The sequence below is a fragment of the Polynucleobacter sp. Adler-ghost genome (assembly GCF_018688495.1).
Classification (GTDB): domain Bacteria; phylum Pseudomonadota; class Gammaproteobacteria; order Burkholderiales; family Burkholderiaceae; genus Polynucleobacter.
Map to the genome: position 1 here is coordinate 1195785 of NZ_CP061320.1, position 24143 is coordinate 1219927.

A 24143-nucleotide genomic window follows, 5' to 3' on the forward strand; every position below is an offset into this window, starting at 1 on the left:
TTGAAGTTGATTGGTGTGTAGGAAAGGATTACGCCCTCCTACACCCAATCAATACAGATTACTAATCAAGATTATGTTTGTGAATCTGAGTTTCTGCCTTGGGTGACCTTCTTGCGAAGAAATGCAGGCTTCACTGCCTCAGCACTCATACAGAACATCACGTTATCGTCTAGATCAGCAATGCGATTCTTGAGCTTATCTGAGGAATACATCAGTTCTTTTTCCATTGCCTCATGATCACGTCTCTCTAGTAACTTGCGCAAGTAACTGACTGTTTCTGCCAGCCAGGGATTCTCATGTGAGCGCTCTTCTAGTTTTGCCATCAGACGCTCTACTGCTGACCAATTACGGTCACGTACATGTAGGCGAGCTTCGCGCTGAATATCAGCAGCCTCTACTTCATTAAAGCGACGGGCCACTAGTTCGTCTTCCGGGGCTAACTGGTAGTCAGCTAGTGATACGACCTTAAGCTGAGGCAGACTGACTGCAAACTCATGCTCAATACCATCTTTGTCTTTTGCCAAGATCGTGCAACGTAGTACCGAGCCATTGTCTTGTAGGTGAATGACTTCTGGCATTGAAAGAGAGATTGCCATCCATACTTCAGATCCTTGAGCAATCGCTGGCAAACAGTATTGACCACTCGCATTTTGTACATAGTCATTGCGCACCCGTACTTGTTCATTCCTTTGTCCTATACGATGCAATAGCGGTGTATTTAACTTAATACGGACATCTTGCCAAACCAAACTAGTCAAGAAACCGAGTTCTGCATCAAAAGATTCTGCAAGGTCTTCGGCACGCTGGCCGTACCAGCTATTGCCTTGTCCCGCAGTAGCAATACCAGTCATCAACTCTTCATTGAAATCAAACCCAATCCCCACTGTGGATGTCGTTACTCCTGCGCTCGCCAGTTCTCTGACTTGCTCATAAATTGCTTCTTTAGACAGCAGACCTCGATTTGCTTGTCCATCAGACAACAAGATGACTCGACTGACCATGCCGCGACCGGCACGTGGCGCCAGGGTTTCAGCGCCTTTGAGCCAGCCGCCATGAAGGTTTGTCATGCCATTAGGCTGAATGCTATCCAAGCGAATTGGCAGCAATGCTTTTGCCATCCTTACTGACATGGTTTCTAGTAAGACTTCCACCATATCGTCATAGATCACTACTGAGACCCAGTCTTCGTCTTCTAGGCGAGAGAGTAAATCTAGGGCGCAACGCTTTGCTTCAGTCAGCTTGCCGCCATTCATGGAGCCTGAGCGATCGATCACTAGAGAGACTGCTAAAGGGGTGCGTTCAGACACCCCTGCCATCTCCTGAACTGGTGCACGCAAGCGGACTAATACATCTACGCTCTCCCCAGTATTGTTTGCCATTACTGGTTTGCGGGTTCCTAGTAGGACTTCTAATTCTTTGCCGTTAATCATGTGCTTTTCCTTTACCTTGCTCGGCCATCATGGCCATTAATCGATTGAGTTTTTCTTGCATCTCTAAAAATTGATTCTGTCTTTCTGCTCGCTCTCGGTCTATGGTGTCGAACCATTGCGCTCGTTCATCCAGCATGACCAGTCGCATTCGTTCGAAGCGTTCTTCGTAAACCATGCGTTCTCTTTCAGCAATCAGCTGCGCTCGATCTACTAAATCACTAAGGCTGTGCCGAATGGTTTCTGATAGATCATTAATCTGCTTATTGACTTGATCACTCAATCTATCTAGACGCTCTAATGAATCGATATTTACGGGCTCTGGAATGCTTGCCTGTATACGACTGGCAAATGCATTGAGATCTGCACTCAGAGCATCCTGAATTACAGACTTCTGACTGTTAGCCATCACCCAAGGTATTTCAGAGGCGGATGGATCTTTGATCTTGATCTTACGAACTGATGAAGATTGATCTTCACTAGCGCTACGCATACTCTTAGGTGATGGGTTCTGAAATGAAGCCACTAATAGCTCTGCCATATTGGGCTTGGTTTTATTCATGACCAAGGCTTCAAGCTGTGCACTCTCCAAGGAGGAAAGATACGGAGCTACCTTTTGCATAGGAAAGCCAGCATCCACCAAAAAGCGCCCTGCTAAGAACTGCAAAAGATGTAGGTAGCCATACTCTGCATCCCGACCTATTCTTTTAGGGCGATCTACCAGACCCTCAGTTACGTAATAGCGCACAAGGCGCTCATTGATTTTGTCTAGATCTCCAGGCATTTGGAGATATTGGGCGCATTGGGTTGCTACGGATGCCATATCCACGGCATTTCCGCTAAACCCGTGATATTGATTGATTAAAAACCCCATTCCATCCTCTCCTAGAAGCAATGCTAACTATTAATGACACCTATTACTGTCAATATGACATCTAAAACTGGTGATGTCAATAGCCTAATTCATCAAAGAAGAACTATTTATTGCTTAGGAATAACAGTAGATGGGGAGAGGCTCAGGGGGTGAGCTTCAGAGATGAGAAATTGAAAATTTAAAGAGCAAAACAGCGCATTTCTTATCCCACAAAAACAAAAGCAAAAAATTGATAAATATATTGGGGAAGACTCACTCAAATACAATGAAATTAAAAGTGATTTAACAGTTAAAAAAAATAATATGGCCAGAATGAAAAATAAAGAAACTATCAAATTTATAGATTTATTTGCCGGAATAGGTGGCATGAGAATTGGCTTTGAAGATGCTGGCGCGCAATGTGTTTTGACTTGTGAGATTGATGATGCCGCAATGACTACCTACAAGGAAAACTATAAACCTGAACACAATCACAAATTTTCACGTGACATTCTAAACTTAGGCCTAGGTAGCGATTTTGTTCCTGATCACAATATTCTGGTTGCAGGATTTCCATGCCAGCCCTACTCTATTGCAGGGCTCAGAAAAGGTCTTAAAGATGAGCGTGGTGGCGATATTTTCAAAGCTATATTGCGTATTTTGAATAAAAATAAGCCAGATGCATTTTTACTCGAAAATGTAAAAGGGATTGTTAATCATGAAAATGGCGAAACCTTTAAGTTCATGATTACGTCTTTGGCAGAGTGTGGCTACCATATCGTACCTCCGGAAGTATTAAATTCAATGACGCATGCAAATGTGCCTCAAAACCGAGAACGCGTTTTTGTAGTTGGATTTAAGGATCCTGAAAAAGCAGCAAAGTTTAAATATCCCAATGAAGTGAAATTAAGCAGAACAATTCATGATTGCTTAGAGAGCGTTAAGGCTGGGGAAGAGTTTTATTACACAGAAGAAAAATATGACTGCACCAAGGCATTAAAGGTGGCCATGAAAAATAAAGACACTATCTATCAATGGCGTCGCCAATATGTTCGCGAAAACAAGTCGAACGCATGCCCAACATTAACCGCAAACATGGGTTCAGGTGGCCACAATGTCCCGCTAATTTTAGATAGTTTTGGCATTAGAAAATTAACCCCACGTGAAACAGCTAATTTCCAAGGGTTCCCAAGATCCTTCAAATTACCTAAATTAGCCAATTCCAAGCTTTACCATCAATTTGGAAACAGCGTTACAGTTCCATTAATTAAAAAGATTGCTACAGAAATAATAAAGGTTCTATAAAAAAGCTTATAAAAGAGCTATTCTTTAGAATTAGATTGCAAAAAGCGTTAAGGCGAGAGAGGCATTGCTATGAAGTTCTATTACGTCAAACTAAGTTGTCCAGAGGCAAATGATGGTGATAAATTCAAAAAAATTCTTAGCGCATGTCTAACTAAAAAGGTTGAGGATTTTGAATTTTCAAATATTCCAAACAAGATTCATGAGCTTGAGAAAAATGATTTCGTCGTTTTTATTCTTAGCGGTGATGTTGGCAATAAAAATGTATATTTTCGAAATGATGACAGCTTAAAAAATTTCGGTAATGGTATATACGCCCTTGGAAAAGTAAACTCAATTACACCGGTAGATAAAAAATTCTCCGCAACTCTCTACCCTTTGAATGAGTGCATCTCACGAGAGCAACTTTATCTTTATCCTCAATTTTCTGACAACCTAGGAGTGATGACGAAGGGAAGTCCGAATCAAGCTGGGTTGTACAGCCTGGATCAGGATGTTTATCTGTCGTTAATAGATTACTTAACTAAAAATAAGATTATAAATAATGAATATGGGCTACTTAAAGAAATCAACTATACGGACAAATTATCACAAGTCGCCATTGCAAACCAAATTTTTTTAAAGGCTAAAAATCTTGAAAGCTTCAAAGCTTTAGGCCTATTACAGGCCTCGCCTAACAAATTATTTACTAGCCACAATAATGCCCCCAGGGACTATTTAATAGACTGCTTTTGCAAGTGGTTCGCTAAGCCAGAAAATTTCAAAATATCTTATGAGGGTCTTGTAACAGGCAAAGTTTTAAAGTCGTGGGATCAAGATTTCTTTAACCATCAAATTTTTAGCATCGATAAGGATGCAATTGATGAAGATATAAAGAAAATAAAAAAGATTGTTGAAAATTCTGATGCCAATCAAGAATGGTCAAAGTTCAATGACTCAAGTAGCAAAGGTGCGCCAAAGGCTGTGCTTGGAAAAAACAATTATTTAAGTTTTTTAGATTCGTTCTCAAAAGATCCGGAGCAGATTAAAGCATATAAAGATCTTTTTAACATCAAGGTAACCTCAAACGCAAACATCGCCCTTAGATTAAGTAAGCCCTTCATATTGTTGGCAGGAATTTCCGGGACTGGCAAAACTCGATTCATACGTGAGCAAGCTTCAAAAACTGGCTCCATTGAAAAAACCTACCAACTCATTCCTGTTAGACCTGACTGGCATGAACCATCGGACCTTCTTGGATACGTATCCAGAGTAAGTGGTTCCCCGTATTATGTGGCTACAGATGTATTGAGATTTATAGTTAAGGCCTGGTCTGCAATAGCGGATAAAAATATAGATTGTCAAAGCAAAGTCATCAAAGGCCACATTCTCGATCTAAATGAGATTCCCCCATACTGGTTATGTCTTGATGAGATGAATCTTGCGCCAGTTGAGCAATATTTTTCGGATTTTCTATCAATACTTGAAACTCGTATATGGGCCAAGAATACCAATAAATTTGAGTATTCGTGCGATGCCCTTCTGAGTGGCAAATTAGTAAATGAAGGTGGCCATCAACTAAGAAATGATCTTGAAATAACTGGGGGGAAATATGACGCGCTGTGGGACCATTTCTCAAACTTTGGGATTGGAATACCCCTAAATCTGATTGTTGCGGGTACAGTCAACATGGATGAAACGACCCATGGATTTTCTCGCAAGGTGTTAGATCGCGCGCTAAGTTTTGATTTTGGTGACTTCTTTCCAAATAATTTTGACTCATACTTTAACCCCTCAATTGAGGCGGTAACTTTAGGCTATCCAATTTGGTCAAATGCCTCGATAGAGCTGGATGCGCTCTCAACAACAATAGATAAAGATGGCAAAAAATCAATAGGATTTCTATCTGAAGTTAATGAAAAACTTGATGGTAGCTACTTTAAGATTGCATATCGCTCATTAAATGACCTACTACTTTCAGTCATTGCTTTTCAACCCAAATCTGAGATTGAGCTACATGCCGTGTGGGATGATTTTGTAATGTGCAAAATCCTACCAAGGATTGAAGGAGATATTGATAAATTAGCCATTCACGGTGGTACCAGCGACGCACAAGTAACGATTCTTTCAGAGCTCAAAGAACTTCTAGCAAAAAAATTATCATCCATTTGGAATGATGAGTCTAGACCAGACCTCTATCGTCGATTTTCAGGAACCACAACAACTGATAGAAATATTCAAGAAACAAATACAAATACAATTCTTATCGCCTGTAGAAGTAAAAATAAAATATCCTGGATGGAGAATAGACTTACCAATACTTCATTTACAAACTACTGGCCATAATTTTTTTAAGTACGTAAATGCCTGAATTACTGCGACTAAAAACTAAGGATTGGGAATTGACCTTATGGAGCAGTGATATAACGTCTAGACAAAACATCCTTAAAAGAACCCTAGCACGTCATAATAAAACTTCCTCACCATCAAAAATTATTTTTTCCAAGCAAATTAATGCTGAAGTTTTCCAGAATACAGAAAATTATTGGCTAAGTTTAAGCAATATCCGAGATATAACTATTGCACAGCCATTATTTTTTGAAAATACTCAGTATCAATTCGAGTGGGTATTTTTTGATCCATCAGTTAACAATGCCTTTATCGCCCACAAGCTAACCAATTTAAATAACTCATTTCGTTTTTCAGCTCCTAGGAATGAGCATGATCTTCCAAGGCTCATAGGCGGACTAAATACGGGCAACGATATTGGATGGTTGAAGCTTCCCCTTCATTACACCAATCAATTTGGAAGGGAGAATTCTCTAGCAATTTCTTTGGAAGTATTGCCCACCAAAATGGATATGACCTCTGATTTGGTCAATATGTATAAAAAAATTGATATCAAATACCCACTTTGGAGATTTAATTTAGCCAGTAAGACAGAACAGTCGATCTCTGCAGGAAACAATATTGGGTACTTTCCAATTCTTTGGTTGGCACATTTTGAAAATTTACGTCAAAAATTGTTGCTTGGGCTTAAAGTTGTCACTAATACTCCCCATAGCAATCTAAAAAATAAATCTCGTTATGTCAAAGCTGAAAAGCTTAAAGGAAAACTTTCAAATAAGCAGGTAGAGCTATTTCGCGAAAATATTAAACAGGGTTTTTTTAATGAGAATTATCGTCATTCAAAGAAATATCTCTCGCTAGATACGCCCGAGAATCGCTTTATCAAAAAAGTGGTGTCCACCACCAAATCGAGATTGACAACTTTTCATGAAAAATTGGTGAAATCAAACGCAGCACCCGATAACCAACAGCTTAGCTCCTTATTTATAAATGAAATTAAAGGATGGCAAGAAGCATTCACAAGAATCGAAAGTCAAACATTTTTAAAGGAGATCCCAAATAACGCTGATTCTGAGGTCGCCACAATAGTCTTACAACAAAAAACTGGCTACAACACAGTATATAAAATTTGGCAGGAACTAAAATTCTACCTTGACATGTTTGACTCACAGTCTTCAGTTTCCATGAAATCAGTATCAGAAATCTATGAGCTGTGGTGTCTTCTTGAGATTAGAGAAATTATATTAAACACTCTACATTTTAAAGAGGTGGAAAAAAATACGAGGTATCTATCCCTAAAGGATCTTGAATACAGGATGAAGGATGGCTTCGGAGGTGCGTTTGAATTTGAAAGGAGCGATGGGATTAAAATTCGTTTAGTACATGAGCCTGTATTTAGTAAAAAGACTAGCCCAATAAGAACCTACTGGGCAACTCAAAAACCAGATCTGCTTATGGAGGTAACCTTACCAAACCATAGTAAATATATATGGATATTTGATGCCAAATACCGAATTGAATCAAACAATAATCGCTATGATCCACCTAAAGAAGAAATAGATTTTGTACCTGAAGATGCCATAAATCAGATGCATCGTTATCGAGACGCATTAATCAATTGCTCACAAGATGAATCCGGCCATGAAAAAAGCACCTTAAGTCGTCCAGTGTATGGCGCATTTGCACTTTATCCTGGATTTTTTAATCAAATCTCTAGTTCAAACCCCTATCAAAATACAATTGAAAAAGTCGGCATTGGTGCCTTTGCACTGCTACCAAACTCAGAGTTTAGTGGAGGTAACCAATGGTTAAAAAATTACTTAGTTTCACAGATAGGGTTGTCGCATAATTCTGTCAATAATAATTTTACGAATGAAGCACTTGCTCTAAAAAGCCCATCAAGAATACCTTTAAGCGGTATGTATCAAAATTTGTATAAAAATTTAACATTGGTTTCAATATTAGGGGCGACGAGTGTTCAAAATGAACATCAATTTTTGATAAAAGATAATGGAAACTTTAGTGAATATAGGGTTAGCAAAAAACTATTTGGGCATGTAGTAGACGAACATATCCTTCGGGAAATTAAATTCGTGGCAATTTCTGAAACAAAAACAACTGATCAATCTAATAATTTTATTGATGCAATTTGGCCAATTAAATCGGTCGAACTTGGTTACGCCGATCCACGAGAATCAAAAAATACCTCAAAATGTGAACTCGCTGAACCCTATTGGATAATATCCCTGGGTCAAAAGTTGAAACTCAATAATGCAATAGAAAATATTGCTCACTACAAAAAATCAGATCAAGTTAAGTTAACGACACTTGAGTTGCTTGATGGCGTCAAAGATTATGACTGCATACCTGAAGTTTATGTTGGTAGGGTATCCATTCCGCCCTATTAGGGATTGGCTTAATCAAAGAAAACCGGCGCTGGTGAGACTAAATTTTAGACAGTAAAAAATACCTAGTTAAAAAAATTATTACAGGAGTTATTTTTTTGAGCCTTGCGGAATCCAGTAAGCCAAAGACTGATCAATTATATTTTTAATAACGCTCTTTGTTTCATTTGAATAAGATTGATTTTTGATGATTAGAGCCAACAATTCATTGGAGCAAAAATTTAAAACATGTGTATTTTCTACCAAATAACTCGCTAATGTAATGCGAGTGAGATCCTCATTTGTTTTTGAGTCTATCACCGACACTTCAAATCCATCGGCGATAATTTCACCTAATTCTTTAAATGAAATGTATTTTGAGGTCACGGTATCGTATAACCTTCGGCTACCGTATTTTTTCACCACTCTTAGGCTTTCTGATTTTGCAGAATTCATTACTTATCGCATCCTAGAATATTTGCTTAGAATAATGTCAAAACTAATTCTACCTAATTAATATAAAAAGCTCATAATTTGAGCCTTTAAAATATGAAATTAATGCAATTTAAAGCTTATTATTCATAAATCTATTCACCAAAAAAGTTAAAAGATGTCAATTCCTTCAAGCCTTTACTATCCAATTGGCATAGCCATTGGAATATTTCTGATATCGCTCTACCTTTACACAAATTGGTCACAGGTGATTCAAGACTCTATTAATGAGATTGAAGATCTCACCAAAGGAATTAAAGATAAAAAATTTCTTAGCGAGGATGTCTTTACTGCGGCAATTGAAGCAACTAAAAACAATCGCATCAAAGATCTACTGCAAGAGAGCAAGCGAAATCTTATTAGAATTGATGGTGACTTAGGTCCAGAAAGATACTGCCTAAAACCCTACGCAGATATTTGGACAGCAAGAAACGTACTAGCAGGAAGAATGAATCTTTCCTTGTACGAAACTATGCCAAATTTATTGGTTGGCGCTGGATTGATGTTTACATTCATCTTTTTAGCATTTGCGTTACAAAACGCTGGTCAAGCGATGTCGGGCAGTCAGAAGCTACGTGACCAGGCGTTGAATGGTCTAATTGCAACAGCGGGTGGAAAATTTATCACCTCAATCGCCGGCCTCTTCTGCTCTCTCATATGGAGCTGGAGAGCTAAAGTCTCTATTGAAAAGCTAGAGGCGACCATAGATGAGCTGGAATTAACGCTAAGAACTATTGCATCAGATAATGCACCGCAAGCAGTCATTCACGCACAACTTGGAATTTTTAATGAGATTCTCTATGAAAATAGAGAACAGGTTGGACAATTAAAACGGTTTGAAACGGATATTGCTCTAGCAATTGCAAAAGCTATTGGCAATGCACTACAACCATCATTTGAAGAGCTTGGTAAAAAATTAATTGAATCTCTCGATAAGCTAACTGATCGCATCAGTAGCATTAATGAAGATGCGCTAAAAGACATCATGGAGAAATTTCTCGATGGAATTAAGGGAGATTCAGCGAAAGAGATGGCTCAATTCAAACAAACACTCTTAGATGTAGCAGAAAAATTAAATAGTGCTGGTGTAGGCGTTGGTAAAACATTTGAAGACGCTGGAAATTCGTTTGGAAGCGCCGTAAATATTCTTGAAAAGACAATCACAAAAACTAATGAGACCGTTATTCAGCTTGAGTCTGGGCTGGATAAAGCCAAAGATCTCACTAATGATGGCTCCTCAAGACTGGAGCTAGTAGTCAGCAGTCTAGTAGTGGCAGTAAATGGGGTTGATAAGGTCATTATGAATGTTGATTCATTTGTCCAAAAAATTCAATCGAGCACTGAGTCTTTAAATCTCGTAGCCGATAGCCTTGATGATACCGTGGCTTCACAGAAAGCAATTAGCGATGAGTTCAAGGTGGGAATTCCAACCATGTCCAACGCTCTTAAGGATGCAATTAACGAGATTACCCTGGGAACAAGCGCCTCTCGTGAAGCTCTCGCCTCTCTTAGATCGGATTTTGAAGAGACAAGAACGGCTGTTGACGAAACAGTCAGCCTCTTAACTAATGGTGTTGCTGAATACTCTGATAAGGTCGCGCAACTTCATTCAACGCTAGATCAAAAACTAGCCCAAGCAGTTTCATCTATCAATTCCACCATAGTCACCCTCGAAGAAACGATGGATGACTTTGTTGAGTCACTACCTAAAAATAACTAACTCATATGATCATTCTTCCATCGGGTCGAAATAATCAGCATGAAACTGTTGAGGAGGCTGGCTATTTTGCATCAGCTAGTGATCTGATGATTGGGCTACTTTTTGTATTCATCATTATGGTTGTCATGCTCTCCCAAAAAGTAGATGCGATTCAAAAAGGTGAAAATCAAAAGGATCCTTTAGCTAGCGCGGTATTAATCATTGGGCAGAAATTCAAGGATGCTGGTTTACAGGTTGTGATTGATCCAGCGTCTGGCGTAATTGGTTTGCCTGCGGACACATTATTTGGATTTAATAGCGCCGTATTAAATGAAAATTCTATTGCTACTTTAGGAAAAGCAAAGAACTCCTTAACGGAGATCCTGCCTTGCTATATATATTCCGAAAGATCCAATCGACCTTCAAGCTGCCCCATTAATGATGAGGATGCAGAGATTGAAACAATCTTCATAGAGGGGCACACTGATTCGGCTGCATTAAAACAAGGTAACTATACAAATTGGCATCTTGGACTTGATCGTGCACGAGCTGTCTATGATGTGCTTACAGAAGGCAAGCCACAAACGTATCAGAATGAACGGAAACTTGATGTATTTGGAATTAGCTCTTACGCAGACAAAAGACTAAAAAAGAATTTTGGAATTGAAGATGCTAAGGCGAGCCGTAGAGTTGAATTACGATTTGTTCTAGCATATAAGCCAGACTCCAAAAGAGGCAAGGCGGCTAAAGCTGCAGCCAATATTGCCAACACTGTACAACAATGAATCTCGCCACCCTTCCAGTTGATTTTCCACTGTTAACGCTAATTCTTGAGCAAATATCAGGCGATAAGGTGGGCCTACCACCGGATACCAGATCAATTGGGGAGAGAACTTATCGACGATTTGAGTCTTCTGGGTTCACTGGTAATAATGTTGACCCACGGGATTGGAGACATTTTCCATATGCCCTTTGGTTAGAGCAGGAAAAGGGTTTAGCAACCAAATCCAACATAACTATTATGTATCTGCAGGAGCAACTACCACGCTCCCTGAAATCTGCTCGCAGACCAATGAAATGGGGTAGGCCATTATTTTTTACTTACCTAGATCATTTCAACCCAAATGATTCAGTATTTGAAAAGCTTGCGCAAGCTGGACATGACTTCTTTACAAGTAACGCAGTTGTTGCAAATACTCCAATAAAAGCCTTATCTACAGAACTTAGCCTCTTCAAAACCAATAGCGGTCCTCGCTTGGTGGCAAACTCTATTTTAAAAACCAAAATAGGTTTATCTAAATGGATTAGTAAATTTGAACTTTGGCCTGGTTTTATTTCAACACCATTTGCACAATTTTCATTTATTGAGCTACTTAAGTTTCCTGATGCAGAAAGAAGGCAGGTTGATTATGTGAGACTTGTTTTTGATTGGGGGCTTACATATACAAACCAATTGCGATACCCAGCATCAAAATCAATATTTGCAGAGGCCTTGCTTTTACCTTGGAGAAGTCAACAGCCCCCAGAAGATCTTAAAAATGAAATCATTGCAAAACTTCTTGGTACGATAGGAGATCCCCGCATAGATCGACAACACTGGTATGGGGTAAGCGCGGAAGCAATTCAAGTATTAATTAATTGGATTAATGGAAGGACGCTTGACGCGTTTTTCAGGATTTTGCAGCAAACTGCCGATGAGATTTGGCAGTATCGCCAAAAATTTTGGCAAGCTTATTTTAGTCGTGGATACATTGAAGAAGTATGGATTGCGCTTGGTGATAACGCCCATCATTACTTGCGACGAAATAGCTCTTCAAAAGATTTGCAATGCGCGACCTTGACTGGAGCATCGCCAGATCAAAGCATCTTGCTTTTAAAGATCGGGGGGATACTCTTTTGCGAATGGAGCCATAATGGGCGACTGAGAGCTCAACGTATCGACTCTCCAATAGCCCCTGAACTCTATAAGAAAACCTATCATGGCGCAGATTTAAGATTTGAATCCTTAGATTTTAATAACCGCCAAAATGAAGATCCTGGACTAGTTCACTTTAGTTCTGATAGCGCAGGCTGGCAAAGAAGGGCAAGGGACTTTATTGCCAAAAACGTAGGCGTCAACGTATCTTTATCTGAGGTTATATGATCAAGCACACTATCAACAACTCTGACATTAGCTTTGAACTAATGCCATCAGCAGAGCAATGGGCCAGCGCAGCTAGTGAGGAGTTGCTACCGATAGCCGCAAAAATTCTAGAAGATTGCAGTACCTTTGACATTGATACTAGAAGCTCATCAATAACTCTCCCAAACCTTGCAATTGCTGCTTGGCCTGAAAATGTCGCCATATTAGCTGGCCTACCTCCAAACTGCCCTTTTGGATTGGACTTAAGACTCTCAAGCGGACTCGGACAACCCGGAACAACTTTGTCAATGAGATTGCTAAAACCCGGAACAAGCCTGCCTCTCTCGACCCCTCCATCCATAAATGGATTAATAGTTAATCTAGGTGAGAAACAATTTCGCCTGCATGATCCATTTTTTACAGTTATAAAATTAGCAGATACATTTAACCAGGCTGGAGTAAATGACCCCCAAGATCAATTGCGTATTTGGAGTCATATAAGAAATACGCTTGGCGAAGAAAATGTCACATCTGTTACGGATAATTTTCTACGAGTATTGAAAGTTGCGACTGCTGACAGCTTTACATTTAACTATGAAACCGATACAAATGGAGATATTCAGGTAATTCCCGTTCTCCTAACCAAAGACTACTCAAATAATGGTGATGGCAGCATTAAGAATCGTGTTTTGCTTGAAACTGAAGATGAGGCTTTTACAAAGCGGTTAGATGATCTGCCTGAAGGAGCATCTGCATTCCCATTGGCAAACGGAACCTACGTAGTTGTTGATGAAAAACTTCAGAAAGCATTAGCAGCTGTTCGTAAGATAAGACAGTCACCTCCTGCTGAAAGAAAAAGGGTTTTTCTTAAACCTGAAGCGATCATCTCTGAAATGCTTGGGGAGGATCCAGACTCTAATACTGAAAATTCTATATTTGTAGAGACTGAAAAATATTCCGAGCGAGTACTGGACCTTGCTGAATGGGTTCCGCCGGTAGTTCCCTGGATCAAAGTTCAGAGCCAAAGTTGGCTCCCAAGTGATTCATGCGGATTTAGGGTTGGCGCGCAAAATGTTCCTATCGAGGCAGGCGATATCCCAAGTGCAATTGCTACCGTTAAAGAGGCAATGAACGCTGGCAACCCAACCGCGGTTATTGCCAAGGTCCCAGTACCCGCAAATCAAACAACTTTAGATTCATTAGCATCACTACAAGAAACTATTGACGATAGGAAAGCCGGAAAACCTCCAAAAAAACATACGGATAGTTATCCTGGCAGTACGCCTAAAGTATTGGTTATTGAAACTAATTTTATTAAAGAATTTAGCCATACGAACCCAAATAAAAGATCTGGCTCATATTCGTTGCCAGATACTTTAAGAACAAATCCTAAATCACACCAAGTTGATGGATTGAAGTGGCTGATCTCTCACTGGACGAATGGCTCTTCGGGCTGCTTACTAGCGGATGACATGGGTCTTGGAAAAACATATCAGTCTCTCGCTTTTCTTGCCTGGTTGAAAGAGCAAATGGAGAGCGGGGAAATTGAAAAACGTCCTATTCTGATCGTTGCTCCAGTTGGATTATTGAAGAACTGGGAGGCAGAACATTACTTACATCTCAGCCAGCCAGGGCTAGGAGAAGTATTACTGGCTTATGGAGAGCATCTCAAGTTTTTAAGAAAAGGATCTCATTCTTCTGGATCGGCGAACCTAGATAATGCCCGCCTCAATTCAGCCGACTGGATACTTGCGAACTATGAGGCAGTGTCCGACTACCAACTAAACTTTGGAGCAATTAAATTTGCTTGTGTAATTTTTGATGAGGCTCAAAAAATAAAAACCCCCTCAGCTCGAATGACACACGCTTGCAAAGGACTAAATGCCGAGTTTCTTGTTGCGATGACTGGCACACCCGTTGAAAATCGCTTAGCTGATCTGTGGTGTATTGCAGATACTGTACAACCACTAGTACTTGGTACATTACGTGAATTTAGCGCTAAGCATGAATCACCAGATTCAGTAGAAGCCATTAAATCTCTAAGGGAAAATATTTGGCAAAAAGAAGATGCTATTGAATCCCTTGCCCCACTGCTAATGCTTAGACGCCTTAAGAGTGAAAAATTAACTGGACTTCCAAAAAAATATGAGCACCATATAAAACGGGATATGCCGCAAGCACAAATTGATGCTTATGCAAATATTGTGGAAAATCATTTTATTAAGGGCCCCCAAGGAACATTAGGAACCATTCAAGCCCTTAGGTCTGCTTCATTACACCCGAGTATCGGCAACGAATCATTTGATATTAATCAATCCGCAAGATTTCAAGTTGCTTTTGAGATTTTAGATAAGTGCAAAAGCATTAACGAGAAAGCCTTAGTCTTCCTTGAATCGCTGGATCTTCAGGCCGCCGACCAAATACCGCTATTGATTATGCAACGCTATAACTTAAAAAAGTTACCGATGGTAATCAATGGGGAGGTAGATGCTTTTAAAAGACAAAAACGGGTAGATGAGTTTCAGTCCAGTAAAGATTTTGATGTAATGATTCTATCTCCCAAAGCTGGTGGTGTTGGTATTACGCTAACCGCAGCAAACCATGTCATCCATCTCTCACGTTGGTGGAATCCCGCCGTTGAAGACCAATGCTCCGACAGGGTTTATCGAATCGGGCAGACTAAAGATGTTCACGTCTACTACCCTTTGGCAATTTATCCTGCCGACCCAGATAATAGCTTTGATATAAAGCTTGATGCACTAATGACACGCAAAAGGAATTTAAGTCAACAGCTGCTTGCCCCCCCAATCATTACGAAAGATGATTATGACGAGTTACTAAAGAGCGTTCAACACTAGCGTCAAATTCATAATCAAATAACGGGTCGACATACTCTACAAAATCTATCTACACCCTACTATTTTCATAGGTCATTGCAGTTTTTCCACCATATTCAATCTTCCGTCAAGTCTCCTAGTGATTGAGATAACTGCGGTTTTCTGCCATTCTCAAAAACTCGAGATCAAGTGACTTTGAATTCTCATACTGCCAATCTAGCGGATAGGCAATCTCACCTTGATCCCAGTTTTTGATTCGGAGTTCCTCCTTTTCATCCGTCTCTTCATAGGTCGCTGCAATCAAAATATGCTCTTGGGATGACTCTTTAAGCTCTTCTTTTGATTCCACCTTTACTTCCGCTTTAATCTTTCTAGACCTACTTACCGGAATCAGATCAATCCACCAGACTCGTACGCTAGGTCCAAAGACTTGATCAACCAAAACAGCATCGGTCCTTGCTGGATCTTCTTCATTAATCAGGGCTACCCTCATACCCTTGTCTGCCAGCATCTTGAGTAGTGCTCTAGCTTCATCATGGGTTTTGTAGGCAACACAAAGCAGTTGGTTGCTCGCTGTAAAGCTCACATAGTCATTGAGATCAAATAGAAATTGGGCATACCCCCCTTTGTAGCGCTCATGAATTGAACCTTTACGTAGCAATACAGAAACACCTTCAATTAACACCGGCATAAATCACTCCTCCCTCACTTAAATTGAATCTATTGAGAGAGCGTAGGCAGACCTAAGCTCATATATCGAGCCATCAAATTTATTTGCAAATTACTTACTTTTCTCATGATGTGAAACGCGAATATGCCATACTTAATAAGGACATTTCAATTACGCAGCATCTTCCCAAGGAGATTGACTATGAATAAAAATGGCACCAAATTACCCAAACAACGCAACGTAAGTCAGTCCAAAATCAGAACGAGCAGCACTCATGGCGGATGCACCTTAAGTGAAGTTGCTGACATGCTGAGCATTGGCAAAGAACGAGTGCGCCAGATTGAAGCTAGGGCTCTGACTAAGCTACGCAATAAGTTAGAGGCAAAAGGCATAAAACCAAATGACCTGCTAAATCATTAGGAAAAAGAGATGGCAAAAGCTGGAAGCGGTAGAACTGCAAATGGAGGAACTAATGGTGTATTACTTAAATCGTCTCCGGAGCAGAGAAGAATTAAAAAAGAAAATATTGGTGTTACAGCCCTGGTTAATGAACTTCAAATACTTTTTCCAAAAACCTCAAATCTAGCGATTACTGATTTTGCACGTTCTCCTATTGGTGAAGGCTGCGCTAAGGAATTAGCAAAGGCGAATCGAGTTGAAGACCTAAAAAGTTACCTATATAAAAATTGGGGCATTTGGCCAAAAGAAATCACAGATAATTTTCGGAGTGTATTACCCATATCCTGGGACAAGGCTGCTACATTGGGAGAAAAAACAAGATTTATACCTGAAAAAAAGGTTTACAAAGTTAAATCTGCCAAGCAAAAGAGTTTGAAAAGAAATAAGAAATGAAAAATGCAGAATTTGATCCTAGCGGCCCACCTCTATTTGTCATTAGTTCAGACGATTGGTGGGTTAAGGTCTTGGGGATGCTTCAACATAATTGGGCCTTAATTGATGAGTCCAATAAAGGGGTTACTGCCTACTTCTTTCATGATGAAGGGATCGCCAAGGGCTTTCCTCCTGGATTTACCCTCAGTCAAATGCGGAATCGATGCGCCATCATTGACTCAATAGAATTTAGAACTCTTGACGAAGCTAAAGAAGCGCTTAGCAGAAATGGTTTTGAAAGGCTTGAGGAAAATCCTGGTCCCTGGGATGACTACCAGCCACACGGTAATCTCTATGATGCGCGCGAAACAGAGGATAGAATTTATTCTAAGGCAGGCTATTGGGTCAAGTAGACAGAATAGCTATGGTTTTTATATCAAGCTTTTGAGCATACAAGTTCTTCATGGCGGCGTTTAGTATTTCTGAATCTTCATCAACCTGAAGAAATAAAGTAAGAGATGATTGCAATTTTTTAGCGTCAATTACTCCCAGTACATCTTCTGGTGTTTTATGACTATCCATAATTAACTGGAGACATTCTTCATATCGAGATCTCAGTAAATCATTATCCCAGTACGCTTTAGCCTCTAGCAAGCCTTTGATTCCGTAATAGACAGAGTATTCACTGAAGCCCAGTCCAACCACTTGGGGAAATATGTACCAAATCCAATGAGAGGTTTTCAAACCCTGCTTTAGCTCATGAAACACTTCTTCGTAGCAAGTATTTTGAGCCTCAATAAATCTCTCTAAGGATTGAGTTTTATCTTGGTGGTTTAGTGTCATATTTAATAGTTAAGAATATATTTCATTTTATTTTGCTTATAGCTCAGATATTGAGCCTATGACATTCTATAAATTATCCATAGAGCCCCTACATGGAGAATAAATGACCGCTCAAGCATCTGAACTATTAATTTATGGTGGCAAGGAAATTCGCCTGTGCAGCAATCCCTTATCTTTATATTTAAAGCAGTCGGGAATTTCCTTTGTATCACCAAGTACTGCCTGTTGGCGAGGTTATATAGGGACTTGGGAGATCATTGAAAGCGAAGGTATTGAGCGTCTGTACTTGGTTGAACTTTCCGCACACCGTACTTATGAAGATGTTGTTGGGGTATCAGATATCTTTCCAGGATTTGATCGCGTTTTTGCACACTGGTTTACTGGTGAGTTACGTTGTCCTCAAGGTGCTCTACTAGACTATGTTCATGGGGGTTATGCCAGCACCTATGAATACGACCTACTGATGGATTTTAAGCAAGGCGTACTAGTCAATAAACACGCACGGCATAACGAAAAACCTAAGAAAGCATCGCGATGAACTACCAGACTCCCTTGGGAATTGCATGGTATTGGTGGTTATGTGCCTACACATCGCCAGGCCTAGCGTATGCAACATATCACTTATTTAAAGAATATTTCAATCGCCCATCTGACTTTGTTAAAGGTATGCTTGAAGCGCTTGGGCAAGCTAAGAAGAAAAGTGTTCTTGATCATCTGCTTGAAGCATTTGCCTATAGCGTAGCTACTCTTTGCATTGCACTAGGTTGGCCAGCATTCTTGATCTGGTCAAGAATAAAAGCAAAAGAGGATGCAGCTCGAGCTATTGAGAGAGATAGGCCTCAATTCATTTGTATGCCACAGTATTTGATTTGTAAAGTAGATGCTTTAGATGCTGAAGCCTCAAGCTATGTCAATGACCCACTTGGGACTGTGCCAGCCCTGCCCTTTGGCCACTTAAACCAAGCTTGGGGTAATTTCTTGGCTGATATGTTGGATCCTGAGGATGAGCTTTGGTCGTTTCATATACCCAAGGGTAGCAAATGTGGGATGTTTGGCATGGATTCTTCTGGCGATATTTCTGGATACGCAAAAGTGCGTCATGGCCAAATCCTTGGGGAATTCATCACCGAAAATGATTAGCTCTTTATTTGAGCCAATACCATGCTTTAAGGAATTTATTGATTAACTGCTTCAGTGATTAAGGGGATCAGGTATGAGTGCCTCATGAAAAAAACCATACTATTTCGTCACTAAAGGCCTATTCTGGGCCTTTATAAAAGTGGTTTATTATTGGTTAAAATATGGTTTACAATTGGTTAAATCAGATAAAATCTACCCTATGAAACAAATACATAGACCCCAAAATACTAAGAGACCAATCGGACTTTTTGACACCATTGCTGACGATGTTCTTCATTTTGGAGTTGGTTCGTCATTTAACGCTAAAAAAGTTCCAGAAATACTCAATCTCAAAAGAGAGGATATTTCTCGAATTACTTCTGTATCAGTGAAATCGGTTCGATACGATGATGCGATTCCTGATCAGATGAAAGAGCGTCTCGAAGAAATTGCCAACACCATCAATATGGTTGCAAAAGTATTTAACGGGGATATTGAAAAAACAATCGCCTGGTTCAAGGTAAGAAACCCCTTACTAGGTGATGTCTCTCCAAGAGATATGATTCGACTTGGTCGATATGAGCGTTTAAGAAAATTTATTATCAATGCCATGTCTAATAACATCGAATGATTTAAAAACAAGTAATCGATTTGCCCAATAAAAAAATTACGCCTACTTCAGGCAACAAGACATCTAACCCAAGAGGCATCCTAGAGTTAGAGCGCTTTACAGAGGAAAACATCACTCAGTGGAATTACGCCTCTGAAAATCTGAATGAGCTAGAAGATGTTCTTTACTTTAATCTCGAACCAGAGCGACGCAGGCTACGCTCTGATCTGATTTCAAGCCTACAGTCTGTAGGGCCACATGAACTTGAAATTAATAATTGGTCAAGAGTCGTAAGTTACGAACATAGCGCAGAGCCCCTATCCTGTCTTGGAAGTGTCAAATCCTATGGAGGTAGATTTAATGTTGGGCAAGAGCTGCATAGTGGGACATTACATCCTTGGCCCGCTCTTTATGTTGCAGAAACTTTTGAGACGGCTTTTAGAGAAAAGCGTCAAATTGCTAGCGGATCAAACTCTGAAGGACTGACTCCAAGTGAACTGGCACTGCAGCCCGGTGAGAACCTAACATCAATATCAGTTCAAGGAAAACTATATCGAGTTTTTGATATGAAAACTGCTAAATCCCTAGAGCCAATAAGTAAGATCTTGAGAAAAATAAAAATGCCTGACCGGGCCAAAGTCCTGCAAAAAAGACTAAGAATTTCTACTCGAGATCTTTTTATGATTAGAAGCTCAAAACAGCTTCACGATGCAATATCTAAGGGCAATTGGAGAGCTCTACCCATTCAATTTGGACTTCCTTCACAGAGCCAAATCATTGCTGAACTAGTTATGTCAGCGGGTTATGAAGCTATTCTCTACCCATCAAGTAAAGGCATAGGTGATTGTTTGTCTATTTTTCCAGAACTACTAACTGATCACTCATATATAGAAGTTGCAGGCAGAGTTCTTGATGGCGTTAAGTACAGAAGATTAGATTCTTCAAGCGCATCAAATCTTACAGGCAAGGAATGAATAAAAGTTTGAGGATCAATACAGAATCATTCATAAAAAATCTGCCCTCGCATATCTTTAATAAAGACTTGGTAAAAATCCCGCCAGTTCTGCAGTTCTGATGGCTGGCATACCGCTCCCGGTCTTTGAATAGCTAGCTTTCTAGTTACTAATAGACTGTTATTGCGCTCGGTATAGGTCGACTCATATTTAATGCCTGCCTTTTCATAAGTCACATCTGGCGGAATCCGCGTCACCTTGGTATTACTCGGAAATGTAATTTGATAAGCCTCCCCTACCATTCGAGTTGCGCAGGTGTAGGGCTTAGTAAATTTCTCGGGCGGCCTATCGTTAGCAATCATGGCTAGCTCACCTGGCGCTAAGCCTACCGGCACTGTAATGGCACCAGGCCCTGGGACATTGGCAATCGCATCAAGGGAGAACTCAGTATCACTCGTAAAGGGTTTATCGAGATCATAGACATAGCTCGTACTAATCTTGCCTTCACCCGTTTGTCTAAATTTAGCTAACTGGTTTTTGACAAACTTATCTGCGTAGGTCGTCTCTACTCCTTCGTACTTATAACGTGCGCTGATTTCAGCACTACCAAAATACTTGGTATGCGCTTTGCCTTTAATTTGGCCATCTTTCCCAATGATCATATTGATACCGGTGACCATTTGGTTATCTTCTTTCTTAGCCTTGGGAGTGCGCCCTACTTTTTCTAGCTTGGTGAGCAAAGTGGGTTTATCCACCTCACCACTTGGCAGCACTCCAAAGGGTGCCATCTCTGCTGTGGAATCCAAGTAAAGATCCCAAGCCGGTATGTAGGTAATGACATGATTAAAGGGGCCAACGACAGGCAGCTTCGGCACTACAAAGGCTGATCCTGAATTAATCAGTGCACTCGTGGCATTGATGCCTTTGGCAGCTAGCAATGCAATAAGGAGTGCATTGTGGTCTTTGCAGTCCCCATAGCGATTACGAATAATGCTATTGGCATCATGCGGAACAATGCCGCCATCCCCAAGGTAAATAGCAACATAACGAATATTGCGTGTTACCCAGTTATAAATCGCTCTGGCCTGCTCTTTTTTAATGTCTCGCGCTGGAATGCTGGTTTTATCTCCGCCTTTATCAATGCTCTTATCAATTCCCTTATCTATACCCTTAGTAATTTCATCAGCGAGCTTTTGCACTTCTGGGGTCACTACCGATTTACTAGCAATGCGCTCTTCATAGACTTTGGCAAATGCCGCTTGATTGGGCATGCTTGAAATATGAATGTAGGGAGAAAAGTCACTATTGGCCACTTGATGCTGCTCTTTAGTTATCGCTTTGAGGTTTTGATAAAAATAACTGACGTGACGCATGCCATCTTTGGTTTCATCACGGGTTTGTTTAATGCCCTTAATGTCATAGTAGAGCGCTAGTGACTCTGGATAGCTCAGGTGGTACTCGTAGTGCTTGACCTCGGCATTGGGCGAGAGGGTTAAGCGGGTATAAAAATAGCCTGGTAGCAGCGGTTTAAAGGTGGTGAGCTTGGCCTTGTAATACGTTCTCGATCCTGGGGTTACCTTAGAAAAGATAATGATCTTGTGCTTTTGATCGGAGAACATCGCAGCGCCTGAGCTATTGTCATCTTCAACAGTGCGAATAGCATTGGCGGCTACGGGGATCTTTTCTCCCTGCGGAGTAATCGTATAGGCCTCGAGGATTTCTAGAGTAGAAAATGTCGAGTTGTAGGGCAAATCGGCTTGCGACTCTACATCCACTACGAGTTGAGACTTCACTAAGGTGGTGAGCTCATCGATTTCAACAACAGTACCATCAGCTTGTATCGTTTCGGTAATGATTTCTCGCTCGACTACCGAGAGGGATTCAAGCTCACCCTTGCCCGCGCTAGAGATTCCGACATTAGCGAGTAGCAAAAAACCTAGTAAAACGGCGCCAAGACTGCTAATCGATTGCAGAGCAAATTTCATGAATCTTCCTTCAGCTTGCGCTGCGAGCCAACGAGTTCACCAGGCTGCGTGCCAGCCAGATACACGCCACCGGTCTTTTCATCTACGGCCAACCAATCACACGGCATGGTTGCGCCTCCGAACATGCCTTCATAAACGCACACGTCTTGCCAATGTTTATTGCCATCCACCTCTTTGTAACACTGAAAGCCTAGTGTTTCCCATAAATCTACTAGCGCTTCAATGCCTTGCGGGCTCATTGCGCCATCTCGAAAGAGATGCTCGTCATACCAAACCCGCCCACCGATGAGCTCCTTGTGATCTTCAAGACAACGCTCCCATCCCCCAAAGTATTTTTCTTGGATGATATGAATCGGCACAATGAAATCGATAAATTCAGTAGCGATGGCCATGCTCTAGCTCCTTGGGTCTGATTGGGTACTTAGCGCCTAACATAGGTATTGATATAGGCTTTACGTTTGGTTTGATTAATCACAAAAAGCGTTCCTGACTCTCGATATAAGAGAGCTGCTGGCTCTTGCAGTTGTGATCGATTGGCAAAATACAGATTGCCATTGGAGTCACGCAGGCGAAACTTGGGCAAACCCAAAATCTGGGCGCTATCAATAAAGGCAGCGACCGCCAAAGGTTGATTGAGTGGCAGCATGGCTGAGCCACTGGGTGAGACCTGTAATGGCATCAAGGTAATTAGGACAAGTGCGCTCGTTAGCATGGCTCTCTTTTGGGTGATTTAACAGTTTTATTAATTATTTGATTTTCTTTGTCGATTGGCTCATCAGATGAGCTATGCCTCAAATTTATCCATCCCCTCCTCCCTACATTGGCATTTGGGATTTGTAAAATTGCATGCGGATATTCCCTTTGACCACAAAATATAGGTGTTTACAGGTGTGTTATTTAAAATCACACCTGATATATAATGAATGCGTAGAAAAAAATTAGTAACTAGTGGCCCTGAAAAATTGCTTGAGCGGGAAGTCATCAAGCTTAAGAAAAAAAGTGGGGGTGGAATTCTAAGTTATGAGGTGTGGGGCTATCAGCAAGGCAAGGAGAGTAAGGTGACTCGCTATAACTTGGCATATATCAATCATGAGATTACAAAAAAGGATCATGGGCGAGTTTTAGGCTTTGATAATGCCCACGATTATCACCATCGCCATTACATGGGCATGATTGAGTCTGTTGAATTTGAAAGTTATGAAAAAACTGTGGAACGTTTTCAACAAGAATGGCTGGCAATTAGTGCACAGCATCTAAGGAGCAAGAAATGAGCAAAGTCGTTATTCGTACTGGTGATGTCAACGCCTTCTTTGCTAAGGCTAAAAAGGCGGCAAAACGGGCGGACCGTAATGAAGCACTCGATGAAACTATTACGATTACGTTTGAAGATCCCCAAGAGTTATTCAAAATACTGACTGATGCTAGACGAAAACTCATGCGGGAGATCATGAATCAACCTAAGAGCATTAATGAATTAAGCAATAAATTGCACAGAGATCGTGCCGCTATAACCAAGGATGTGGGTTTACTTGAGAAGGCGGGCCTTTTAATCTCCCAGCGCAGACCAAATCCTGGTCATGGAATTGAGAAAATTGTCCGTGCAGTTGCGCCAAAGATAGAAATGGTGGCAGTCCTGCATTAAATCGGCATTACAGGCTCATTATGTGAGCTCATATCTCCTTAGCATT

Annotated in this window: 24 protein-coding genes; 16 read left to right on the forward strand and 8 right to left on the reverse strand. The window is 40.6% G+C overall.

The window, feature by feature from the left end; translation table 11 throughout:
* Positions 1-71: 71 nt before the first annotated feature.
* Positions 72-1430 carry a VWA domain-containing protein gene (locus ICV89_RS06215; protein WP_215307442.1) on the reverse strand — a complete coding sequence of 453 codons (1359 nt, stop codon included), beginning with the start codon at positions 1428-1430 and terminating at the stop codon, positions 72-74.
* Complete coding sequence (locus ICV89_RS06220) at positions 1423-2301, reverse strand: helix-turn-helix domain-containing protein (RefSeq protein WP_215307443.1); 879 nt, start codon at positions 2299-2301, stop codon at positions 1423-1425. The genes ICV89_RS06215 and ICV89_RS06220 overlap by 8 nt, the downstream gene beginning before the upstream one ends.
* Before the next feature lie 312 nt (positions 2302-2613).
* On the opposite strand from ICV89_RS06220, the gene dcm reads away from it, so the two are divergent.
* The 3 genes from dcm to ICV89_RS06235 all read left to right on the forward strand — a co-directional run bounded on the left by dcm (position 2614) and on the right by ICV89_RS06235 (position 8318).
* Entirely contained in the window at positions 2614-3585 is a 972-nt protein-coding gene (gene dcm / locus ICV89_RS06225) for a DNA (cytosine-5-)-methyltransferase (protein ID WP_215307445.1), read from the forward strand.
* Positions 3586-3654: 69 nt separating this feature from the next.
* Positions 3655-5907, forward strand: coding sequence for an McrB family protein (locus tag ICV89_RS06230; RefSeq protein WP_215307447.1), 2253 nt, complete (start codon positions 3655-3657; stop codon positions 5905-5907).
* Positions 5908-5924: 17 nt separating this feature from the next.
* Positions 5925-8318 carry a DUF2357 domain-containing protein gene (locus ICV89_RS06235; RefSeq protein WP_215307449.1) on the forward strand — a complete coding sequence of 798 codons (2394 nt, stop codon included), beginning with the start codon at positions 5925-5927 and terminating at the stop codon, positions 8316-8318.
* A gap of 87 nt (positions 8319-8405) precedes the next feature.
* On the opposite strand, the gene ICV89_RS06240 is transcribed toward ICV89_RS06235, so the two are convergent.
* On the reverse strand, positions 8406-8750 hold the full coding sequence (locus tag ICV89_RS06240; RefSeq protein ID WP_215307451.1) for a polyhydroxyalkanoate synthesis regulator DNA-binding domain-containing protein: 345 nt from the start codon (positions 8748-8750) through the stop codon (positions 8406-8408).
* 154 nt (positions 8751-8904) lie between these two features.
* Here ICV89_RS06240 and ICV89_RS06245 point away from each other — a divergent pair, with 154 nt between their 5' ends.
* From ICV89_RS06245 to ICV89_RS06260, 4 genes are read left to right on the forward strand one after another with little or no spacing between them, the layout of a single operon-like run.
* Positions 8905-10506 (forward strand): hypothetical protein, encoded by a 1602-nt coding sequence (locus ICV89_RS06245; protein ID WP_215307453.1) that lies wholly within the window; start codon positions 8905-8907, stop codon positions 10504-10506.
* 5 nt (positions 10507-10511) lie between these two features.
* On the forward strand, positions 10512-11270 hold the full coding sequence (locus ICV89_RS06250; RefSeq protein ID WP_215307455.1) for an OmpA family protein: 759 nt from the start codon (positions 10512-10514) through the stop codon (positions 11268-11270).
* Positions 11267-12628, forward strand: coding sequence for an EH signature domain-containing protein (locus tag ICV89_RS06255; RefSeq protein ID WP_215307457.1), 1362 nt, complete (start codon positions 11267-11269; stop codon positions 12626-12628). Before ICV89_RS06250 ends, ICV89_RS06255 begins: the two co-directional genes overlap by 4 nt.
* A complete protein-coding gene (locus ICV89_RS06260) occupies positions 12625-15465 on the forward strand; it encodes a DEAD/DEAH box helicase (protein WP_215307458.1) in 2841 nt (946 codons plus the stop codon). The genes ICV89_RS06255 and ICV89_RS06260 overlap by 4 nt, the downstream gene beginning before the upstream one ends.
* A gap of 115 nt (positions 15466-15580) precedes the next feature.
* Here ICV89_RS06260 and ICV89_RS06265 read toward each other — a convergent pair whose 3' ends face one another.
* The gene (locus ICV89_RS06265) at positions 15581-16135 is read right to left on the reverse strand and encodes a hypothetical protein (RefSeq protein ID WP_215307460.1); all 555 of its coding nucleotides are present in this window, start codon (positions 16133-16135) and stop codon (positions 15581-15583) included.
* Between the two features lie 180 nt (positions 16136-16315).
* On the opposite strand from ICV89_RS06265, the gene ICV89_RS06270 reads away from it, so the two are divergent.
* From ICV89_RS06270 to ICV89_RS06280, 3 genes are read left to right on the forward strand one after another with little or no spacing between them, the layout of a single operon-like run.
* A complete protein-coding gene (locus ICV89_RS06270; RefSeq protein ID WP_215307462.1) occupies positions 16316-16534 on the forward strand; it encodes a sigma factor-like helix-turn-helix DNA-binding protein in 219 nt (72 codons plus the stop codon).
* 9 nt (positions 16535-16543) lie between these two features.
* Positions 16544-16966 (forward strand): hypothetical protein, encoded by a 423-nt coding sequence (locus ICV89_RS06275; RefSeq protein WP_215307464.1) that lies wholly within the window; start codon positions 16544-16546, stop codon positions 16964-16966.
* Positions 16963-17358: a hypothetical protein gene (locus tag ICV89_RS06280; protein WP_215307466.1), complete on the forward strand. Its 396-nt coding sequence runs from the start codon at positions 16963-16965 to the stop codon at positions 17356-17358. Before ICV89_RS06275 ends, ICV89_RS06280 begins: the two co-directional genes overlap by 4 nt.
* Here ICV89_RS06280 and ICV89_RS06285 read toward each other — a convergent pair.
* Positions 17351-17788, reverse strand: coding sequence for a DUF1810 domain-containing protein (locus tag ICV89_RS06285; RefSeq protein ID WP_215307468.1), 438 nt, complete (start codon positions 17786-17788; stop codon positions 17351-17353). The two genes, ICV89_RS06280 and ICV89_RS06285, sit on opposite strands and share 8 nt — an antisense overlap.
* Before the next feature lie 103 nt (positions 17789-17891).
* Here ICV89_RS06285 and ICV89_RS06290 point away from each other — a divergent pair, with 103 nt between their 5' ends.
* The 4 genes from ICV89_RS06290 (at position 17892) to ICV89_RS06305 (ending at position 20491) form a co-directional block, all read left to right on the forward strand.
* Positions 17892-18326: a hypothetical protein gene (locus ICV89_RS06290; protein WP_215307470.1), complete on the forward strand. Its 435-nt coding sequence runs from the start codon at positions 17892-17894 to the stop codon at positions 18324-18326.
* Positions 18323-18928, forward strand: a complete 606-nt coding sequence (locus ICV89_RS06295; RefSeq protein WP_215307472.1) for a hypothetical protein — start codon at positions 18323-18325, stop codon at positions 18926-18928. Before ICV89_RS06290 ends, ICV89_RS06295 begins: the two co-directional genes overlap by 4 nt.
* 199 nt (positions 18929-19127) lie before the next feature.
* Complete coding sequence (locus ICV89_RS06300) at positions 19128-19538, forward strand: hypothetical protein (RefSeq protein ID WP_215307474.1); 411 nt, start codon at positions 19128-19130, stop codon at positions 19536-19538.
* 20 nt (positions 19539-19558) lie between these two features.
* Entirely contained in the window at positions 19559-20491 is a 933-nt protein-coding gene (locus ICV89_RS06305) for an RES domain-containing protein (RefSeq protein WP_215307476.1), read from the forward strand.
* A gap of 26 nt (positions 20492-20517) precedes the next feature.
* Here ICV89_RS06305 and ICV89_RS06310 read toward each other — a convergent pair whose 3' ends face one another.
* Genes ICV89_RS06310 through ICV89_RS06320 form a run of 3 tightly spaced genes read right to left on the reverse strand, consistent with a single transcriptional unit; the run spans position 20518 to position 23167 of the window.
* The gene (locus tag ICV89_RS06310) at positions 20518-22455 is read right to left on the reverse strand and encodes a DUF3857 domain-containing transglutaminase family protein (RefSeq protein WP_215307478.1); all 1938 of its coding nucleotides are present in this window, start codon (positions 22453-22455) and stop codon (positions 20518-20520) included.
* The gene (locus ICV89_RS06315) at positions 22452-22847 is read right to left on the reverse strand and encodes a hypothetical protein (protein ID WP_215307480.1); all 396 of its coding nucleotides are present in this window, start codon (positions 22845-22847) and stop codon (positions 22452-22454) included. Before ICV89_RS06315 ends, ICV89_RS06310 begins: the two co-directional genes overlap by 4 nt.
* Before the next feature lie 29 nt (positions 22848-22876).
* Positions 22877-23167, reverse strand: a complete 291-nt coding sequence (locus tag ICV89_RS06320) for a hypothetical protein (RefSeq protein WP_215307482.1) — start codon at positions 23165-23167, stop codon at positions 22877-22879.
* A gap of 211 nt (positions 23168-23378) precedes the next feature.
* Here ICV89_RS06320 and ICV89_RS06325 point away from each other — a divergent pair, with 211 nt between their 5' ends.
* Together ICV89_RS06325 and ICV89_RS06330 are read left to right on the forward strand one after the other, a co-directional pair.
* Positions 23379-23726, forward strand: coding sequence for a DUF6516 family protein (locus ICV89_RS06325; protein WP_215307484.1), 348 nt, complete (start codon positions 23379-23381; stop codon positions 23724-23726).
* Positions 23723-24097, forward strand: coding sequence for an HTH domain-containing protein (locus ICV89_RS06330; RefSeq protein WP_215307486.1), 375 nt, complete (start codon positions 23723-23725; stop codon positions 24095-24097). The genes ICV89_RS06325 and ICV89_RS06330 overlap by 4 nt, the downstream gene beginning before the upstream one ends.
* Positions 24098-24143 lie beyond the last annotated feature (46 nt).

What these genes read in the sequence shown, in the direction of transcription:
- ICV89_RS06215 (WP_215307442.1), bottom strand. Translation starts at nt 1,430, where the DNA reads ATGATTAACGGCAAAGAATTAGAAGTCCTACTAGGAACCCGCAAACCA.
- ICV89_RS06220 (WP_215307443.1), bottom strand. Translation starts at nt 2,301, where the DNA reads ATGGGGTTTTTAATCAATCAATATCACGGGTTTAGCGGAAATGCCGTG.
- dcm (WP_215307445.1), top strand. Translation starts at nt 2,614, where the DNA reads ATGAAAAATAAAGAAACTATCAAATTTATAGATTTATTTGCCGGAATA.
- ICV89_RS06230 (WP_215307447.1), top strand. Translation starts at nt 3,655, where the DNA reads ATGAAGTTCTATTACGTCAAACTAAGTTGTCCAGAGGCAAATGATGGT.
- ICV89_RS06235 (WP_215307449.1), top strand. Translation starts at nt 5,925, where the DNA reads ATGCCTGAATTACTGCGACTAAAAACTAAGGATTGGGAATTGACCTTA.
- ICV89_RS06240 (WP_215307451.1), bottom strand. Translation starts at nt 8,750, where the DNA reads ATGAATTCTGCAAAATCAGAAAGCCTAAGAGTGGTGAAAAAATACGGT.
- ICV89_RS06245 (WP_215307453.1), top strand. Translation starts at nt 8,905, where the DNA reads ATGTCAATTCCTTCAAGCCTTTACTATCCAATTGGCATAGCCATTGGA.
- ICV89_RS06250 (WP_215307455.1), top strand. Translation starts at nt 10,512, where the DNA reads ATGATCATTCTTCCATCGGGTCGAAATAATCAGCATGAAACTGTTGAG.
- ICV89_RS06255 (WP_215307457.1), top strand. Translation starts at nt 11,267, where the DNA reads ATGAATCTCGCCACCCTTCCAGTTGATTTTCCACTGTTAACGCTAATT.
- ICV89_RS06260 (WP_215307458.1), top strand. Translation starts at nt 12,625, where the DNA reads ATGATCAAGCACACTATCAACAACTCTGACATTAGCTTTGAACTAATG.
- ICV89_RS06265 (WP_215307460.1), bottom strand. Translation starts at nt 16,135, where the DNA reads ATGCCGGTGTTAATTGAAGGTGTTTCTGTATTGCTACGTAAAGGTTCA.
- ICV89_RS06270 (WP_215307462.1), top strand. Translation starts at nt 16,316, where the DNA reads ATGAATAAAAATGGCACCAAATTACCCAAACAACGCAACGTAAGTCAG.
- ICV89_RS06275 (WP_215307464.1), top strand. Translation starts at nt 16,544, where the DNA reads ATGGCAAAAGCTGGAAGCGGTAGAACTGCAAATGGAGGAACTAATGGT.
- ICV89_RS06280 (WP_215307466.1), top strand. Translation starts at nt 16,963, where the DNA reads ATGAAAAATGCAGAATTTGATCCTAGCGGCCCACCTCTATTTGTCATT.
- ICV89_RS06285 (WP_215307468.1), bottom strand. Translation starts at nt 17,788, where the DNA reads ATGACACTAAACCACCAAGATAAAACTCAATCCTTAGAGAGATTTATT.
- ICV89_RS06290 (WP_215307470.1), top strand. Translation starts at nt 17,892, where the DNA reads ATGACCGCTCAAGCATCTGAACTATTAATTTATGGTGGCAAGGAAATT.
- ICV89_RS06295 (WP_215307472.1), top strand. Translation starts at nt 18,323, where the DNA reads ATGAACTACCAGACTCCCTTGGGAATTGCATGGTATTGGTGGTTATGT.
- ICV89_RS06300 (WP_215307474.1), top strand. Translation starts at nt 19,128, where the DNA reads ATGAAACAAATACATAGACCCCAAAATACTAAGAGACCAATCGGACTT.
- ICV89_RS06310 (WP_215307478.1), bottom strand. Translation starts at nt 22,455, where the DNA reads ATGAAATTTGCTCTGCAATCGATTAGCAGTCTTGGCGCCGTTTTACTA.
- ICV89_RS06315 (WP_215307480.1), bottom strand. Translation starts at nt 22,847, where the DNA reads ATGGCCATCGCTACTGAATTTATCGATTTCATTGTGCCGATTCATATC.
- ICV89_RS06320 (WP_215307482.1), bottom strand. Translation starts at nt 23,167, where the DNA reads ATGCTAACGAGCGCACTTGTCCTAATTACCTTGATGCCATTACAGGTC.
- ICV89_RS06325 (WP_215307484.1), top strand. Translation starts at nt 23,379, where the DNA reads ATGCGTAGAAAAAAATTAGTAACTAGTGGCCCTGAAAAATTGCTTGAG.
- ICV89_RS06330 (WP_215307486.1), top strand. Translation starts at nt 23,723, where the DNA reads ATGAGCAAAGTCGTTATTCGTACTGGTGATGTCAACGCCTTCTTTGCT.